The following is a 15,521-nucleotide window of genomic DNA, read 5'->3' as shown; positions in this document are numbered from 1 at the left end:
TTCATCCGGTTTTGCTAATGGCAAGACCGGTTTTTTGATGTCAATAAGAAGGACGATTGACAGAAAGGAGACTCATTTGTGATACAAGATCATGAAAGGAAGCAACAGATTGTTGTTCATGAAAAAGAAGATACTGATACTCATTCATCAGGTTGTCCAGTTCTTGACTATATTTAATTGTCGTCTCACCTGTATAGCCTTCTACTTGAGCAGCTTCTACCATTTGTCTTCTCTTTTCATCAATTGACATTAATAACTGTTCTTTCCGTACATAAATATTCATGATCTCAGCTCCCGCTATGAATTCGTCTGTCTACGCTCTAAATGATCCGACACCAAAATTATACTTTATTTGTAAATTAAATTAAATATGCTTATTTTATTTAATTTTTTACAGCCTAAAGACCTTTTACCCAATGAATTCTGGGGGTAAACTTCAAAATTGGACAGGACTGACACATTGATTAAACAGAATTTTATCCTATGCAGAAGACCAAAATCAACTATTTTCTCTCTCATTTTATGTCTATTTTCCTAAAAAAAAGCTGATCTTCCGCCTCATGCGAAATGATCAGCTCCCACTATTAAACCGTTTCTTCTTCGTAAATTGGCACCCAGCCCTCAGTTGTGACAAATATGCGAACTGCGACGACTTGACGATCTTCTTGAAGTGTAAAGTAGTGACGAATATTCGGGGGCACAGAAATTAAATCACCTGGATTCAGTCTCACATCAAAAAAGACGCCGTCTTTGCCTTGAATGGCAAAGATTCCATGACCGCTCACGATAAATCTGACTTCATCATCCGTATGATGATGCTCACGTTTAAAGTTTTGAAGCAGTTCATCCAGGTTAGGGGTCGCATCTGATAATGAAATCACATCCTGCGCTTTGTATCCTCTTCGCTCGGAAATACTCTTTATTTCCTCTTGAAACACAGTTAAAATTTCTTCCTTTTCATCATCTGTTAAATCGTACTTTTCTGATAACTGTTTTGGTAGTTTTTCAATATCCCAATGTTCATAAATGACCCCTTGCTGTTCTAAATACGCCTGGACCTCTTGTTCGTTCTCAAGTAACGTGTTCTCTTCATTATGAATGTAAATGGTCGCCATGTGTTTTTCCTCCTTTTTATTTAACAAGCTGCTTTTGATAAAGCGCTACTTTCAAATGATAGGTAAATAAAAATTCATAAGCCTCTAAGACTCGTTTGGCTTCAAATGCGGTTTTCCCCCAAACGGTGATGCCATGATTACGAATGAGTACAGCACCAGCATCGTCCGTCAGGTGCACTGCAAATTGCTCTGCAAGGTGCGGAATATGGGCTGGGTTTTCAATAATAGGAACAGCAACTTCTGCATCCTCTTCCCAATAACCAAGCGCTTTAATGATTTCGTTGCCTTTAAAACGAACTTCTCCTTTATCGCCATACAGCTCAGAAATGACATTGTTATCGATCGTGTGGACGTGAAGACAACATCCTGCTTTCGTCCGCTCATAAACGTATGTGTGAAGCAGTGTTTCAGCTGATGGCCTGAGCGGCTGATTCGGATGAACCGGCTGACCTGCTGCATCAACAAGAACAAAATCTTCATCGGTTTCTTTTCTTTTATCTTTGCCGCTTGCCGTCACCAAAAACGTGATGGGATCATCCGACACTTTTATCGATAAATTGCCGCTTGTTCCGTAAAACCAGTCTCTTTGTGCCAATTCACGTTTGACGTCTGCTAGTTCCTTCCAGTGTTTACTCTTCTCGTCTGCCATTCCTTCACTTCCTTTATTTGATCAAATTGCGCTTTTAGATCAACAAATGTTTCATACTCTTTATGTACGAGCCCTAGCTCTTTACATTCGTTCAGTAAATAATCACGCGCAAACGTGAGATCCGCATGTTTCGCTGCCTCAATATCAGTCACTGAATCACCAATCATGATAATAAAATCATCTTCCTGCGTCAGCTCTCGAATAATGGAAGGCTTGCAGCAGCCACAGCCATTTTGGCATTCTGAATCACAGGCATGCGGCCATTCAATTTGAATATGATCTTCTTTAAATGATGCATGGTTACAATAAATATTCTCTTGTTCGACAATCCCTTCAAGGATAGGATAGACAAAAAAGTCCATACCGCCGCTGAGTACATAGAAAGGAATGTCTGCTTTTTTGACATCATCGACAAACTGTTCAAATCCTTCACGAATCTCTGTATCCTCTAAAATAAATGACCGAATGGCTTCTTTCTGATCACTCGTCAGTAACTGAAACATCTGCCCGACGCCTTCTTGGATCGTGATCTCTTTTGCTAGAACACCATCCTTCCATTTCGTCCATTCTTTCGGAGCAAACTGCTTCATGATGCGAATGATATTATCATTTTTCGTAATCGTGCCATCAAAATCACAACATACAATTGGTTTTTTCATTTATTCTGCTACCCTTCCCCAAAGATCAAGTGCTGCTTGTAAGTCTTGACAAGTTGATGCTTTTTCTTCGATAGACTCTTTTTTGACCACCGCATCAATGATCGAACGAAAGGCTTTCCCTCCTCCAATTGCTCCCCGCGGATGTCCGTGAATCCCCCCGCCTGCATTAATGACATGATCAAGTCCAAAATCTTTGACTAAGATCGGCACCATTCCCGGGTGAATGCCTGCTGAAGGGACAGGAAATGTTTGTTGAACTGTATCCTCTTTCACACATGCTTCGAAAATGCCAATGGCATCTTTTTTCGGAAGGGCGACTGATCCATAAGGAGAGGGAAAAAGACTTAAATCAGCGCCAGCATATCGATTTAATTTGCCTAAAAGAAGAGAATGCGAGAATCCATAGTCTGGAGATGATGTCATTGCACCGCTCACTGCCGGATGTGCCATGATCGGCAATGGGATCTCTGGATCTTCAGCCAAGCTTTGCATGACATCAAGTCCATAGGCAAAAACATTGAATAAAAGCGCATCAGCCCCGAGTTCGGCTGCCTTTCTTGCTCGATCTTTCAAATCAAAAGTTCTACCAGTTAAATTAACAGCATAAAGCGTGCGATGTCCTGTCTCTTCATATGTTTCTTTTAATATCTTTTTTCCTTCCTTGATTCGATCTTCAAAAGGGGCTAATGGGCTTTCAAATAAAATCTCATCATCTTTGATGAAGTCTACTCCACCTAAAGCCTGTAAGCGGAGCTGTTCTTTTAAATCCTCCATATCACGGCCGATCACGCCTTTAAATATACTCATCAATAGTGGCCGATCAAACACGCCTACTTTCTTTCGTATCCCCTCAATGCCAAATACCGGTCCTGGCAGACAGCTTTTAAACCTTTCCGAAAATTCGATATCGACGAGCTTTACTTTCCCATCCAGTGAAAGCTTTCCAAAAATCGTCGTCAACACCGCTGGTATATCAGCTGAAAAGTTCGCCTCAGGATAAGCAATGGTCACCTCTGTTTGATACAGACCACCATTTGCGGGAGACTGTTCTTTTACGCTCACCACACGGCCTTTATGTTTTTTCAGCTGCTCCTTTTTGAGCTGCGGCAAGTCCGTCCATGACCCGACCGTTAACCCAAGTGCGATCTGCTCTGCTTTTCGGTCTATTTGTTCATCCTCTCGATGTGTTAGTACGTATGTTGCCAGTAGTTCACTCACTAGGAATCCCCTTTCGATTGCGTCCTGTATATGGTCAATAAAAAAACCTCTTTAAGTGCTTGATCAGCGCGTTAAAGAGGTTTCGTCTCATTCATCCGAATCTTATCTCTCAGCGCTTGCTGCAAGAATTAGCACCGTGCTTCATGGAAGTCGGTTGCCGGGCTTCATTGGGCTAGTCCCTCTGCCTACTCTTGATAAGAATATTCAATTTTCTTAAATATTGCCTGAATTATCGCACCATTTTTTTACGTTGTCAATGGCTTTTTTTCAAATAACTGCAAGGCAGCGATACGATCAGCTGCTTCCTTTAGCCGCTCCTCACTTGTTAAAAGTCCGACTCTGACGTAGCCTTCACCGTGAGCACCAAAGCCATTCCCGGGTGCCACAACAACATGTGCTTTTTCTAATAATACATCAGAAAAAGTTTCAGATGTATACCCTTCAGGCACCTTTAACCAAGCAAAAAACGAGCCCTTTGGCGCACTGACGTCCCAGCCAATCTCTTTGCATGCAGCAATCCAAGTGTTTCGTCTTTTTTCGTACCGATCATTTTGTACTTGTACGCACGTTTGATCGCTTAAAAGTGCTTCTGCTGCTGCATCTTGAGTTGCTTTAAACAGTGACACAAACAGGTGATCCTGATAAAGCTCAATGGCTTCGATAACAGAGGCATTCCCTGCTGCAAAACCGACTCTCCAACCAGCCATATTATACGTTTTGGACAATGTATAGATTTCAATACCTGTCTCTTTTGCTCCGTCTATTTGCAGGAAACTAAGGGGCTTTTCGCCGTCAAATCCTATGCCGCCATATGCAAAATCATGGACTACACACATCTTATTTTCATTCGCAAACGCAACAGTATCTTCAAAAAATGTCCGGGTTGCAGTCGCACCAGTCGGATTATTTGGGTAATTTAAGTACATCAATTTTGCTTGATTCTTATCCTGCTCTGACAATTGGTGGTAGTCAGGTAAAAAATCATTTTGTTCAAGAAGAGGCATTGTGACCATGCGAGCTCCGGCAAGCACAGCGCCTGACCAGTAATCAGGATATCCTGGATCTGGAACAAGCAGCGTATCACCTGGATTCAGTAGGCATTGCGGCAATTCGACTAGTCCCGCTTTCCCTCCAAATAAGATGGCAATCTCTGTCTTTGGGTCAAGCGTGACGCCATATTCTCTTTCATAAAAAGCAGCTGCAGCTTTTTTTAGTTTCGCTGTCCCGCGGAATGAGGAGTATTGATGATTTTCAGGTTTTGCTACCGCTTCCTGCATCGCTTTCACAATATGTGGAGGAGTGGGCTGATCAGGATTTCCTTGACCTAAATTAATCACATCTGCCCCTTCCTGCACTTTTTTCTGTACTTTTTGTACAAGCGACGCAAAAAATTGTTTCGGTAAATGTTTCAATACATCCGATTGTTGGAATTCCATTTTTTCACCTTCTATTCAAGTTACGTGACAATACAATCACTGTAATGGATTGTTTTATGAATTGTAAAGCAATTTTGAAAAAAGATTGACATGTGAACTGCAGCTCTGATAATATCTAGAATTAAGAAATGCAAGCAGACATGAAACAATTACATATTGATTTCTCTTATCGAGAGTTGGGCGAGGGATTTGGCCTTTTGACCCCAACAGCAACCGACCGTTAATACCACTGTGAAGTGGGGCGCAGCAAGTACAGCGCCAAGACAATTGTCTTATAGGGCACGGTGCTAATTCCATCAGACGTATGTGCTGAGAGATAAGAGAGGCTTCGAGCATACACGCCATCAAGCCTCTTTCTCTCAGGAGAAAGAGGCTTTTTTATATGATTTGGAGGGGAAACAATTGGTTACACTTACGGCATCATATGAAGAATTAACAGAAAGTTCGGCAGTTGCACTTGCCATTAGACTCGGATTGATTCAGGAGAGCAGTCATTTGACCTGTACTGAAATTGGCGACGGAAATTTAAATTACGTCTTTCATATTTATGATCACAAACAAGCAAAAGGACTGATTATCAAGCAGGCCCTTCCTTATGCAAAGGTCGTTGGAGAAAGCTGGCCGCTGACATTAGATCGTGCAAGAATTGAAAGTGCAGCACTCATCAAGCAGTCAGAGTATGCACCTCATCTTGTACCAGCCGTCTATTATTCGGATACAGCTCTTGCAGTGACGGCAATGGAGGATCTATCACACCTTGAAATCGTCAGAAAAGGGCTAATTGCCGGAAAACACTATCCGTATTTATCAGATCATGTCGGAGAATTTTTAGGCAAAACACTATTTTACACGTCTGACTTTGCCACAAATCCTAAAATCAAAAAACAATTCGTGAAGCAGTTTACGAACCCTGATCTTTGTGACATTACAGAAAAACTCGTTTTCACAGATCCTTTCTTTGACAGCGAAACGAATGACTTCGAAGTGGAATTAAGGGAAGAGGCAGAAGCACTATGGGCTGATCTTGAACTGCAAGCAAAAGCAGCCGAATTGAAACGGATCTTCTTAACCTCTGCTGAAACACTGGTACATGGAGATCTTCATACCGGCAGTATTTTTGCAAACGAAACGGAAACGAAAATCATTGATCCAGAGTTCGCTTTTTACGGTCCTTTCGGATTCGATATCGGTCACTTTATTGCCAATCTGTTCATAAATGCTTTATCTCATGAGAATGAGCAGGATCAGCAGCACCTTTTTGATCATGTCGTCAATGTGTGGGCAACATTCAAAGAAGTGTTCACAAAAGCATGGAAAGAAGACAGTATTGAAGCGTTTAGTGTATCGGACAGCTTTTTAGAAACAACGTTTGACCGTATTTTAAAAGAAGCCACCGGCTTTGCTGGCTGTGAGCTTGTTCGCCGAACCATCGGTCTTGCACATGCGGCTGATCTCGATGCGATTCCATCACATTCTAGAAGGCTTCAGCAGAAAAAAGCAGCACTTACACTAGGAAAAACATTGATCAAACAATATCATACAGTGGAAACAGCGTCTGACCTCGTCGCATTATTCCAGCAAACTGTAAAGGAGTGACGAGTTTTGTCTAAAGAATTTGAAGTTCCCCGTTCCGTCGAATGGGAAGAAAACCGTATCAACATTTTGAATCAGCAAAAATTACCCGCTGAAACCGTGTTTGAGCATTTATATACAAAAGAAGATGTGTATGATGCCATTGTGACACTAAAAGTACGCGGAGCACCTGCTATTGGCATTACAGCGGCTTTTGGGCTCGCACTCAGTGCACAAGAGATTGATACAGAAGACATTGATCTCTTTAAGCGAGAAGTCGCTCGCCTGAAAGAATATTTAAACAGTGCTCGTCCAACCGCTGTGAATCTTGCCTGGGCATTAGACCGGCTTTATCAGCGCATTGAGCGTGCTGCTTCGGTGAATGCAGCCAAAACTGATCTTGTCCATGAAGCCATTCAAATTCAAATCGAAGATGAAGAAACATGCCGGCAAATCGGTCAAAATGCTCTTCAGCTCTTTAAATCTGGTGATCGAATTATGACCATTTGCAACGCAGGCTCCATTGCCACAAGCCGGTACGGAACAGCGCTTGCACCCTTTTATTTAGCGAAAAAGAAAAACCTCGATCTTCACATTTACGCATGTGAAACACGTCCTGTCCTTCAAGGCGCTCGTCTGACGACATGGGAATTGATGCAGGGTGGCGTAGATGTGACGCTTATCACGGATAATATGGCAGCCCATACGATGAAAGAAAAACAAATTTCTGCCGTTATTGTTGGTGCAGATCGAATCGCTAGAAACGGTGATACAGCAAATAAAATTGGAACGTTAAGTCTGGCTATTTTAGCTAAACACTTTCAAATTCCATTTTTTGTGGCTGCGCCTCTTTCGACCTTTGATGTGTCAACTCAGGATGGGTCAGATATTCCGATTGAAGAACGCGACCCACAGGAAGTAAAGGAATTAAACGGCATCCAAATTGCGCCTCCTGACGTGCAGGTATTTAACCCTGCCTTTGATGTCACTCCTCATCATCTCATTTCCGGGATCATTACAGAAAAAGGCATTATCACTTCCAACTATACAGAAGAGATTGATGCACTATTCACCGAAAGCGTGTCACTTTAATCAAACAAAAGCGCGGGGTTCTTATCATTTAAGAGCACCGCGCTTTTTTGTTTCGTTCGTTTTTGCTAATATTTCTTTTTTCTGTTCTTCTGTCAACACGTTCATTTTGACGCATAGTGATGTGACGGCATACATTTTATCTTTTTTGCCCCATAACATGTTAGCAGCCTCCTTTTTCCCTAGACCAACTTTTTTAGCTTAATAAAAGGATATGTCGCTCACTAAACATTTGGAACAGGTCAATTCATTTATTTTTGAACAAATGGGATGCCTTCTAATTCTAACAGGATCGCTTTCATCCCTGTCTTCGTCCCTGCATAACCAGTCAGAGTCCTGTCTTTTCCAATGACCCGGTGACACGGGATAAAAATAGGCAATGCATTGCGTCTATTAGCTTGTCCAATGGCTCTGACAGCCTTTGGATTGCCGATCGCTTCTGCAATATCAGCATAGCTTTTTGATTCACCATACGGAATAGTAGAAAGTGCCTCCCACACTTGCTCTTGAAACGGAGAGCCTGCTTGCTTGAGCGGGAGATCGAACACTTTCCGATCGCCCTTAAAATATTCATCCAGCTGTTTTTTCGCTTCTTTTAATACAGGCGTGTCTTCTTGTTTAAAACGGTCTCTCTGCTCTTTGACCAAAAACGATTCATCATCAAACTTCACTTCAATGATGGCGCCATCTTTCTCTAGTATGTATAATGCCCCGATTGGTGCGGTATAGACTGTATAATACACATTAAAGCTCCCCTTCTTGTTTCTGCTGCCGGAGTGGAAGCGTGAGATGGAACACTGTTCCGACCCCTTCTTCACTCTCTACTTCAATGGTTCCTTGATGCTCTTCAATAATTTTATAACTAACCATTAACCCAAGTCCAGTGCCTCTTTCTTTTGTTGTATAAAATGGTTCTCCGAGACGCTTTAGTTTATCCTCTGTCATGCCGCAGCCTTCATCACGAAGAGAAATCACAATGTGCTCCTCCCCCTTCCTTTGAATGCTCACGTATACATTTCCTTTCTGAGGCATTACTTCAATCGCATTTTTTAAAATGTTAATAAAGACTTGCTTCAATTGATTTTGTTCACAGTAGATGAGCGGAATATCATCGAGCACATCTAAATGCATTTGTACATTGCCAAGATTGGCCTGTGCGTGAAGAAGGTCCATCGTGTCTTTGACAATTTGCACGACATTTTTTTCTTCATAGATGATGGCCTGCGGTTTCGCTAAAATCAAAAATTCTGTAATGATGGATTCGATTCTTTTTAGCTCTGATGTGATGACATTAAAATAGAGCGAATACTCCCCTTCAATGTTTCCTTTGAGCAGCTGAATGAAACCTTTTAAAGCCGTCATTGGATTTCTAATTTCATGGGCAATTCCAGCGGCAAGCTCTCCGACAACATGAAGCGTATCCGATTTTCTTACCCGCTCCTCTAATTCCTTGCGCTCAGTCACATCTCTAAAGATGGCCAAATTCATGTTATGAATAATATTTCGTTTAAAAGAAAACTCCAAAATACGTTGATCTGGATGGTTCAGCACAAATGGAACTTCATTGTCCATCTCATCTAATGACATCGCCTGAGCTGGCTGTGCCAAATTTTCAATTTGATATGGCGCAAGGATATGAAAAAGGTTCATTTCCGTTAAGTGATCATCTTTGAGGCCAAGCAGTTCACTTGCGGATGGATTCACATCAATAATCCGGTATTGATTATCGAAAAGAACAATGCCATCCATAGAACCATTAAATACTTTACGGAATTTGAGCTCACTTTCTCGCAGCTCCTCTTCCATTCGCTTTCTGTCACTGACATTCCGTAGAATGGTTAAGTGCTGCCCTTCTAATACCGCATGCTTAGAGGTGAACTCAAGCTCCTTGAATTGGCCATTCGCCATTCTAAAGAGGAGTTCTTCTCTGATTTCAAGATTCCTGATATACCGTCTTCTTGTCGGCCGGTATCTGCGATCAGATTTGACTAGAAAATCCATGAGTTTCTTGCCAATCAGCTGATGCATCGGTAATTCAAAAATTCGGCAGGCTGATTCATTTGCCCTGACAATTTCTCCATCATCCGCCCAAATGATGATGGCATCCATCGCATTTTCGAATATTTCTCTAAAACGTTCTTCACTTTTTAGCAGCTTTTCTTCCATTAATCTTTTTTCTGTAATATCACGCATGATGGACATGTAAAAACCACTCATCACATTGGATGTGATGGTCAGTTCGAATAATTTGTGCTGCCCAGATTGAAGAGTAACAGGAAGTTCTCCCTTTGCTTTCCCTGTTTCTTTCAATGAAGTTAAGAGCTGCTGGAGCGCTGGAAGGTTTTCTTCTTCAACAAATTCATTTAAGTAGCGGTCTGTTAAATCTGTTTTTTGAAGTTCAAAGCTCTGGCAAAAAGAGTGATTGGCGTCAATCATACAACCATCCTGATCAAAAATGACCATACCGTCAATCGCTCGATCAAATAAATCTTTAAACAGCTGCTCATTCATCGAACGTTCTCGCTCTAATATTTTCTTTGAAGAAATATCACGCATGACGACAATATATTGTTGATTCACCACGTCGTGCTCTGCTACAAATTCAATATATTTTGTCTCTCCATTTTCAAGTTGAATGGAGATCTCTCTTTTTAACGTTCCTTTTCGAAAAAAAATCTCAAGCGAGCAGTCAATTTTGTTTTTCGGGATGCCGTATAGGAAATCTAGAACGGATTTATTGAGGAGGTCTTCTTTCGGTGTTTGCACAAGCCTGCATGTCGCTTCATTGGCTTGGATAATGTTGAGGTGCTGATCAAATATAAAAATCGCATCTAACGTCTTATTTAACAGCATTTTGTGCTGTATCAATTCATTTCGCAAATATTCGTTCTCTTTTTCTAATTTTCTGATATTTTTCGCACCATCGAGCGTTTCAGTCATTCTCTTACACTCCTTTTCCAGCCTCATTCCTCTACAATATTTCTACAAGATTTTCATTGTTCCTTCATTCGACTCATAAAAAAAGAGAACTTTTTACACGAGGCTTGCTTCATTTGTTTCATTTGGATGACACGATTGTATAACGATTCTCTTTTCTTACGCTTCTTTTACAACCGTTCTACAATTTCACATCAAATAGCGAAATGAGCCAATTTGTATTTTAAAATGGGGCAAATGAGGGAACAGTGCACTTAGAACGTTTATGTTCGAAAAGAAGCAGGAAAGGTGATGTTATGACGTCAACGAGAGACAGTTATTTTGATAATGCAAAATTTCTTCTGATTTTTCTAGTTGTTTTTGGTCATTTGTTACGGTCATTCATACATGATAATGACTGGATACTCTACTTATATAAATTTATTTATACATTCCATATGCCCGCTTTTATATTGGTGTCTGGCTTCTTTGCCAAAGGTTTTAGAAAACCAGGTTTTATGAAAAAAGTCGCAGTTAAGCTGATCATCCCATATTTGATTTTTCAGGTCATCTATTCTGTGTATTATTATTTCTTACAGGATCAAAGCATCTCTAACTTAAATCCGATTGATCCGCAATGGTCTTTATGGTTTTTAATCAGTTTATTCTTTTGGAACTTACTACTCATTCCTTTTTCAAAACTGCCATTCCACTGGGCAATGATCGTCAGTTTATCGATGGCGTTACTTGTCGGTTACGTGGACAGCATTAGTGATACGCTCAGCCTATCTCGTACGTTTGTCTTTTTGCCGATGTTTTTAGCTGGCTTTTATTTAAAAAAGCAGCACTTTGAATTTATCCGAACAAGCAAAGGGAAACTGACTGCACTTCTTGTACTGATGGCCGTGTTCATGTTTTGCTATTTTTATGAATTCGATTATTCCTTTTTATTTGGGTCACAATCGTACGCTTCTCTTGGAGATGAAGGACTCATTGCAGCTATGAAACGAATGGCATGGTATTTACTTGCATTTGCTGCTACCTTTAGTTTCTTTGCATTAGTCCCTACACGCCGGTTCTTCTTTACCAAATGGGGCACAAGAACGTTATATGTCTATTTACTTCACGGCTTTGTGATTAAGCTTTTAAGAACGACTTGGTTTGATGATTGGGCTCTAAATACGGCAAGTGTATTGATTCTATTGCTGCTTACGGTCCTCTTAACCTTTACCTTATCTAGCACATTTGTTAAAACTGTTGCACAACCAGTCATCGAGCTCAAAATGACCAGTCTGATGCGAACCATTACTGGCAGACAAAACAGTTATATTAAATAGAAAAAACGATCTCTCAGGATCGTTTTTTTCTATTTATTTTTGTTTTTCTGTTCAGTGTGACATTCATCGTTTTTTTTAGGCTTCATTAAGGTATCAATCCATTTACTGCTGTTTATATCTCCCAGCTCGCTGCCAAATTCCTCTTCCAAGATATCGGGGTTCATCGGTTTTTTATGGTCTTTCATATCTTTACTTTTCACATGTTTTTTAGTCACGAGATGCTCCCCCCTGTTTACCTTGATGAGAATTTCGGTTCGCTTGGCGGTCTTCTGATTGCTCGTCAAATTGTGTTTGTCCTTGATCGTGTGCCATGCTTTCTGTAGGCGTCATATTATTTGTGAGTGCTTCATTTTTTGCTGTTTTTCTTTTCATTTGTCATCATTCCTTTTTAACATGTTTAGTTCTTCGCTCAATTGATCAAACAGCTCTTTCATTTGTTTGACTGTCACTGGTTTTTCCTCAGGCTTTAACTCATATCCAATTTGCCCATTCGCTTCTAGCGTTGCTTTTTTGAGACTGCTGATGTCTGTGATGCCCTGCTGCTTTAAGCGCATTTTGAATTGGTCCCTTGTCAGTCGCGTTTTTTTTAGCTTGTGATCAAGCATTTCTCCATCCTCTAAAATCACCACAGACTTCCCTGAAACCAATTTTTCAAAAAAATCAAATTGGATCGACAGCTTTTCCATAATCACAAGCGCCACAATAAAAATGGCGGCCGCATAAATGGTTTCAAGTAAATTATGCTCAATAAAGGGTTGGATAATAATCGATCCAATCGAAATCATGATGACTGTCTGTTGAACCGTTAATTGACTAATGGATTTAGGCCCTGCTATTCTCAGCAGCAAAGTACCAACGAGCAGCATTACAATTGCTTTCCATAACACATCCAGCACGTCTCTTTCACCTCTTACCTATAGATTGCGAACATCCTTTGTGATTTAGCCAGTTATATAATGGAAATAAAAAAACCAGCATTCAGTAGGAATGCTGGTTAGCCGATGATCACACGCTCTTTCGGATAATGATAATTCGCTTCACTTTCCCGGCGGCCAATTAAATACAAGAAGCTTGGAATTCCAATCCGTCCTATAAACATGACCACCATAATAATACACTTACCAAATACGGACAAGTCAGACGTAATTCCGAGCGACAGTCCTGTTGTTCCGAAGGCAGAACAAACTTCAAATAAAGTTTCAAGAAGTGTATGATGGTCTGATAAAGTTAACAGAAACGTAGCACCAAACACTAAAATAAAGGCCATCATCGTCACCATGAGGGATTTATTAATATCCGCTTGATGAAGCTCTCTTTTAAAGATTTTAATGGACTTATTTCCTCTCGCAAAATGAAACAAAGCAAGTAAATTAAGGGCAAACGTGGTTGTCCGAATTCCGCCCCCTACCGAGCTTGGAGATGCCCCGATAAACATCAACAAACATAAAAATAACAGTGTCGGCTCTGTCAATTGCGTAATATCTAATGTCGAAAGCCCGCCACTTCTGGTGGCTGTTGATTGAAACAAAGAATAAAACAAGATTTCATGCCAGCTCTTCCCTAGAAAAGTAAACCGGGCTTCAAGTGCATAAATCCCAATTGCCCCAACGACAACAAGGAGGCCAAACGTGATTGTTGTAATTTTCGTAAACAATGAAAACGATGCATGTTTTCGGTCTTGATTGAATAAATAATCCTTTACTTCGACAAGTACCGGAAAGCCAATAGCACCAAAAATGATGAGCAGCATCGTGATAAATTGGACGAAATAGTCATCTTTATAAGGAATTAACGAATTCCCTGTAATATCAAAGCCTCCATTGGTTGTGGCACTGATACTAGAGAAAAATCCGTGTAAAAAAGCGCCTTGCACATCGTAATACTTTAGAAAATACATACTTAAAATCAGACCGCCTACAAACTCAATCAGCAAGATTAAATATAAGACCTGCTTCATGAGTTTTACAATACCTGATAAGTTGCTCTGGTTTTGGTCTGCCATAATTAATTTTCTTTCTTTAATGCCGATCCTTTTTCGCATAACCAGCCAGACGAATGTACCAAGGGTCATAATGCCGATACCGCCGATTTGCAAAACAAATGCAAGGATCCACATCCCGGTCACACTAAATGTTTGTGACGTATCGACAACAGTCAGACCCGTGACACTGACAGCACTCACAGCTGTAAACAGCGCATCAATAAATGTCCATTTGACTCCTTCTTGGTGAGCCACTGGTAGACTGAGTAGAATGAACGACACGGTCACAGCAAGAAAATAATAAAGGGCAATCAACTGAAAAGCCGACAGCCGGTCGATTAGTTTTTTCATTGGATTCATGGTTATTCCTTCTTTTATCTTTCTTTTCGAATACTATATCATTTTAATGAAAAGGAAGAAGATTTTAAAGGTATTTTGTGCTTTATTTACTTTTTCATCAAAAAGAAAAAGACATCCTTACGCAGAATGTCTTTTGATCTTTCTTATTTTGCTTCTAGTCTTCTAATTCTTTCGTTTAAATCAGGGTGTGTTGAGAAAAGAGAAGCTTTTCTTTTACCACTGATTTTCAGTGTAGCAACAGCTGCTTGATCATCATCTTTGATTCTTGATGTATACGCCTCTAGTGAACGAAGCGCATGAATCATTTTATCTTTTCCTGCAAGGTCCGCACCGCCGCGGTCTGCATGGAATTCGCGATGTCTAGAGTAAGCAAATACGACAAGGCTTCCTAAGATAGAGAAAATAATTTGGAAGACGATCACAGCGATAAAGTGAACAATCGGCACAAGCTCTTCACGTGGAACGAAACGGCTTGCGATCCATGCCGCAATTCTTGAAAGGAAGACAACAAACGTGTTGACGATCCCTTGAAGTAACGTCATTGTAACCATGTCACCGTTCGCTACGTGAGCGACTTCGTGAGCGATAACCCCTTCAACTGCTGCATCATCCATTTCATGAAGCAATCCAGTTGATACGGCAACAAGCGATCTTCTTTTAGAAGGACCTGTCGCAAATGCATTTACTTCAGATGATTGGTAAATACCGACCTCAGGCATTTTAGAAAGGCCTGCTGCTCTTGATAGTCTGTGAACGCGGTCAACAAGCTGCTGCTCATCATATGTTAATGAATCCTTTTCTGGATTTAACACACGCACACCCATCATCATTTTTGCCATCCAGCGAGACATCGCTAGTGACATAAACGAGCCTACAAAACCAACAACTGCACTGAATACAAGAAGATAAAGGATATTAAGTCTTCCGTCTGCTCCTATATAAGAACCAACACCAGTTGCTGCACTAATAACCGATAGGACAATACCAATCGTAGTGATAACAAGAATGTTCGTTAATATAAACAGAAATATTCTTTTACCCATACATAACCTCCGCTGTCATATTAAGTTCATTTGAACTTATTAATAAAATTATAAAAATAAACGTCTCAAATTGCAAGGAAAAAGGAATCGTTTTACTATGTTATATCATACTGGCTAAAACCTCGTCATTTCAATGATTACGCTAC

Annotated in this window: 17 protein-coding genes and 2 riboswitches; of the genes, 3 read left to right on the top strand and 14 right to left on the bottom strand. The window is 40.6% G+C overall.

All coding sequences use genetic code 11. From position 1 onward, the window contains the following. Window positions 1-40: 40 nt before the first annotated feature. The 6 genes from MKY11_RS06495 to MKY11_RS06470 all read right to left on the bottom strand — a co-directional run bounded on the left by MKY11_RS06495 (window position 41) and on the right by MKY11_RS06470 (window position 5,077). On the bottom strand, window positions 41-283 hold the full coding sequence (locus tag MKY11_RS06495; protein WP_008346101.1) for an aspartyl-phosphate phosphatase Spo0E family protein: 243 nt from the start codon (window positions 281-283) through the stop codon (window positions 41-43). 301 nt (window positions 284-584) lie between these two features. Further along, a complete protein-coding gene (locus MKY11_RS06490; protein ID WP_024719646.1) occupies window positions 585-1,115 on the bottom strand; it encodes a cupin domain-containing protein in 531 nt (176 codons plus the stop codon). A 16-nt stretch (window positions 1,116-1,131) separates the two neighbouring features. Further along, window positions 1,132-1,764 (bottom strand): methylthioribulose 1-phosphate dehydratase, encoded by a 633-nt coding sequence (locus MKY11_RS06485; protein WP_160757956.1) that lies wholly within the window; start codon window positions 1,762-1,764, stop codon window positions 1,132-1,134. After that, window positions 1,728-2,423, bottom strand: a complete 696-nt coding sequence (locus MKY11_RS06480) for a 2-hydroxy-3-keto-5-methylthiopentenyl-1-phosphate phosphatase (protein ID WP_135008969.1) — start codon at window positions 2,421-2,423, stop codon at window positions 1,728-1,730. Before MKY11_RS06480 ends, MKY11_RS06485 begins: the two co-directional genes overlap by 37 nt. Further along, complete coding sequence (mtnW, locus tag MKY11_RS06475; protein WP_160757955.1) at window positions 2,424-3,641, bottom strand: 2,3-diketo-5-methylthiopentyl-1-phosphate enolase; 1,218 nt, start codon at window positions 3,639-3,641, stop codon at window positions 2,424-2,426. A 99-nt stretch (window positions 3,642-3,740) separates the two neighbouring features. Next, a riboswitch (SAM riboswitch) is annotated at window positions 3,741-3,842 on the bottom strand. Between the two features lie 44 nt (window positions 3,843-3,886). After that, window positions 3,887-5,077: a pyridoxal phosphate-dependent aminotransferase gene (locus MKY11_RS06470; protein WP_268361423.1), complete on the bottom strand. Its 1,191-nt coding sequence runs from the start codon at window positions 5,075-5,077 to the stop codon at window positions 3,887-3,889. A gap of 163 nt (window positions 5,078-5,240) precedes the next feature. Beyond that, window positions 5,241-5,400, top strand: a riboswitch (SAM riboswitch). 79 nt (window positions 5,401-5,479) lie between these two features. Between MKY11_RS06470 and mtnK the strand changes: the two genes are divergently transcribed. Both mtnK and mtnA read left to right on the top strand, forming a co-directional pair. Continuing rightward, window positions 5,480-6,673, top strand: coding sequence for an S-methyl-5-thioribose kinase (gene mtnK / locus MKY11_RS06465; RefSeq protein ID WP_335364668.1), 1,194 nt, complete (start codon window positions 5,480-5,482; stop codon window positions 6,671-6,673). A gap of 6 nt (window positions 6,674-6,679) precedes the next feature. Then, window positions 6,680-7,741 (top strand): S-methyl-5-thioribose-1-phosphate isomerase, encoded by a 1,062-nt coding sequence (mtnA, locus tag MKY11_RS06460; protein WP_017367119.1) that lies wholly within the window; start codon window positions 6,680-6,682, stop codon window positions 7,739-7,741. A 24-nt stretch (window positions 7,742-7,765) separates the two neighbouring features. Here the strand turns inward: mtnA and MKY11_RS06455 are convergent, their stop codons facing one another. The 3 genes from MKY11_RS06455 to MKY11_RS06445 all read right to left on the bottom strand — a co-directional run bounded on the left by MKY11_RS06455 (window position 7,766) and on the right by MKY11_RS06445 (window position 10,678). Continuing rightward, window positions 7,766-7,900 carry a hypothetical protein gene (locus MKY11_RS06455; protein WP_017359454.1) on the bottom strand — a complete coding sequence of 45 codons (135 nt, stop codon included), beginning with the start codon at window positions 7,898-7,900 and terminating at the stop codon, window positions 7,766-7,768. Between the two features lie 89 nt (window positions 7,901-7,989). Further along, window positions 7,990-8,481 (bottom strand): methylated-DNA--[protein]-cysteine S-methyltransferase, encoded by a 492-nt coding sequence (locus tag MKY11_RS06450; RefSeq protein ID WP_058337424.1) that lies wholly within the window; start codon window positions 8,479-8,481, stop codon window positions 7,990-7,992. 1 nt (window position 8,482) lies between these two features. Beyond that, on the bottom strand, window positions 8,483-10,678 hold the full coding sequence (locus tag MKY11_RS06445; RefSeq protein ID WP_024719640.1) for a PAS domain-containing sensor histidine kinase: 2,196 nt from the start codon (window positions 10,676-10,678) through the stop codon (window positions 8,483-8,485). Window positions 10,679-10,971: 293 nt separating this feature from the next. Between MKY11_RS06445 and MKY11_RS06440 the strand changes: the two genes are divergently transcribed. Continuing rightward, complete coding sequence (locus MKY11_RS06440; RefSeq protein ID WP_007498757.1) at window positions 10,972-11,991, top strand: acyltransferase family protein; 1,020 nt, start codon at window positions 10,972-10,974, stop codon at window positions 11,989-11,991. A gap of 29 nt (window positions 11,992-12,020) precedes the next feature. On the opposite strand, the gene MKY11_RS06435 is transcribed toward MKY11_RS06440, so the two are convergent. The 5 genes from MKY11_RS06435 to htpX form a co-directional block, all read right to left on the bottom strand. Next, window positions 12,021-12,206 carry a hypothetical protein gene (locus tag MKY11_RS06435; RefSeq protein ID WP_039169158.1) on the bottom strand — a complete coding sequence of 62 codons (186 nt, stop codon included), beginning with the start codon at window positions 12,204-12,206 and terminating at the stop codon, window positions 12,021-12,023. After that, complete coding sequence (locus MKY11_RS06430) at window positions 12,199-12,363, bottom strand: hypothetical protein (protein ID WP_008346124.1); 165 nt, start codon at window positions 12,361-12,363, stop codon at window positions 12,199-12,201. Before MKY11_RS06430 ends, MKY11_RS06435 begins: the two co-directional genes overlap by 8 nt. Further along, a complete protein-coding gene (locus MKY11_RS06425; RefSeq protein ID WP_017359458.1) occupies window positions 12,360-12,887 on the bottom strand; it encodes a YetF domain-containing protein in 528 nt (175 codons plus the stop codon). The genes MKY11_RS06430 and MKY11_RS06425 overlap by 4 nt, the downstream gene beginning before the upstream one ends. Window positions 12,888-12,985: 98 nt before the next feature. Beyond that, the gene (locus MKY11_RS06420; protein WP_007498761.1) at window positions 12,986-14,332 is read right to left on the bottom strand and encodes a TrkH family potassium uptake protein; all 1,347 of its coding nucleotides are present in this window, start codon (window positions 14,330-14,332) and stop codon (window positions 12,986-12,988) included. Window positions 14,333-14,475: 143 nt separating this feature from the next. After that, window positions 14,476-15,375, bottom strand: coding sequence for a protease HtpX (gene htpX / locus MKY11_RS06415; protein WP_008346130.1), 900 nt, complete (start codon window positions 15,373-15,375; stop codon window positions 14,476-14,478). Window positions 15,376-15,521 lie beyond the last annotated feature (146 nt).

Source organism: Bacillus sp. FSL W7-1085 (genome assembly GCF_038595035.1).
GTDB lineage: Bacteria > Bacillota > Bacilli > Bacillales > Bacillaceae > Bacillus > Bacillus altitudinis.
This window is presented reverse-complemented; position numbering and strand designations above follow the sequence as displayed.

What these genes read in the sequence shown, in the direction of transcription:
- MKY11_RS06430 (WP_008346124.1), bottom strand. Translation starts at nt 12,363, where the DNA reads ATGAAAAGAAAAACAGCAAAAAATGAAGCACTCACAAATAATATGACG.
- MKY11_RS06455 (WP_017359454.1), bottom strand. Translation starts at nt 7,900, where the DNA reads ATGTTATGGGGCAAAAAAGATAAAATGTATGCCGTCACATCACTATGC.
- MKY11_RS06495 (WP_008346101.1), bottom strand. Translation starts at nt 283, where the DNA reads ATGAATATTTATGTACGGAAAGAACAGTTATTAATGTCAATTGATGAA.
- MKY11_RS06445 (WP_024719640.1), bottom strand. Translation starts at nt 10,678, where the DNA reads ATGACTGAAACGCTCGATGGTGCGAAAAATATCAGAAAATTAGAAAAA.
- MKY11_RS06440 (WP_007498757.1), top strand. Translation starts at nt 10,972, where the DNA reads ATGACGTCAACGAGAGACAGTTATTTTGATAATGCAAAATTTCTTCTG.
- MKY11_RS06470 (WP_268361423.1), bottom strand. Translation starts at nt 5,077, where the DNA reads ATGGAATTCCAACAATCGGATGTATTGAAACATTTACCGAAACAATTT.
- MKY11_RS06485 (WP_160757956.1), bottom strand. Translation starts at nt 1,764, where the DNA reads ATGGCAGACGAGAAGAGTAAACACTGGAAGGAACTAGCAGACGTCAAA.
- MKY11_RS06420 (WP_007498761.1), bottom strand. Translation starts at nt 14,332, where the DNA reads ATGAATCCAATGAAAAAACTAATCGACCGGCTGTCGGCTTTTCAGTTG.
- MKY11_RS06490 (WP_024719646.1), bottom strand. Translation starts at nt 1,115, where the DNA reads ATGGCGACCATTTACATTCATAATGAAGAGAACACGTTACTTGAGAAC.
- MKY11_RS06480 (WP_135008969.1), bottom strand. Translation starts at nt 2,423, where the DNA reads ATGAAAAAACCAATTGTATGTTGTGATTTTGATGGCACGATTACGAAA.
- htpX (WP_008346130.1), bottom strand. Translation starts at nt 15,375, where the DNA reads ATGGGTAAAAGAATATTTCTGTTTATATTAACGAACATTCTTGTTATC.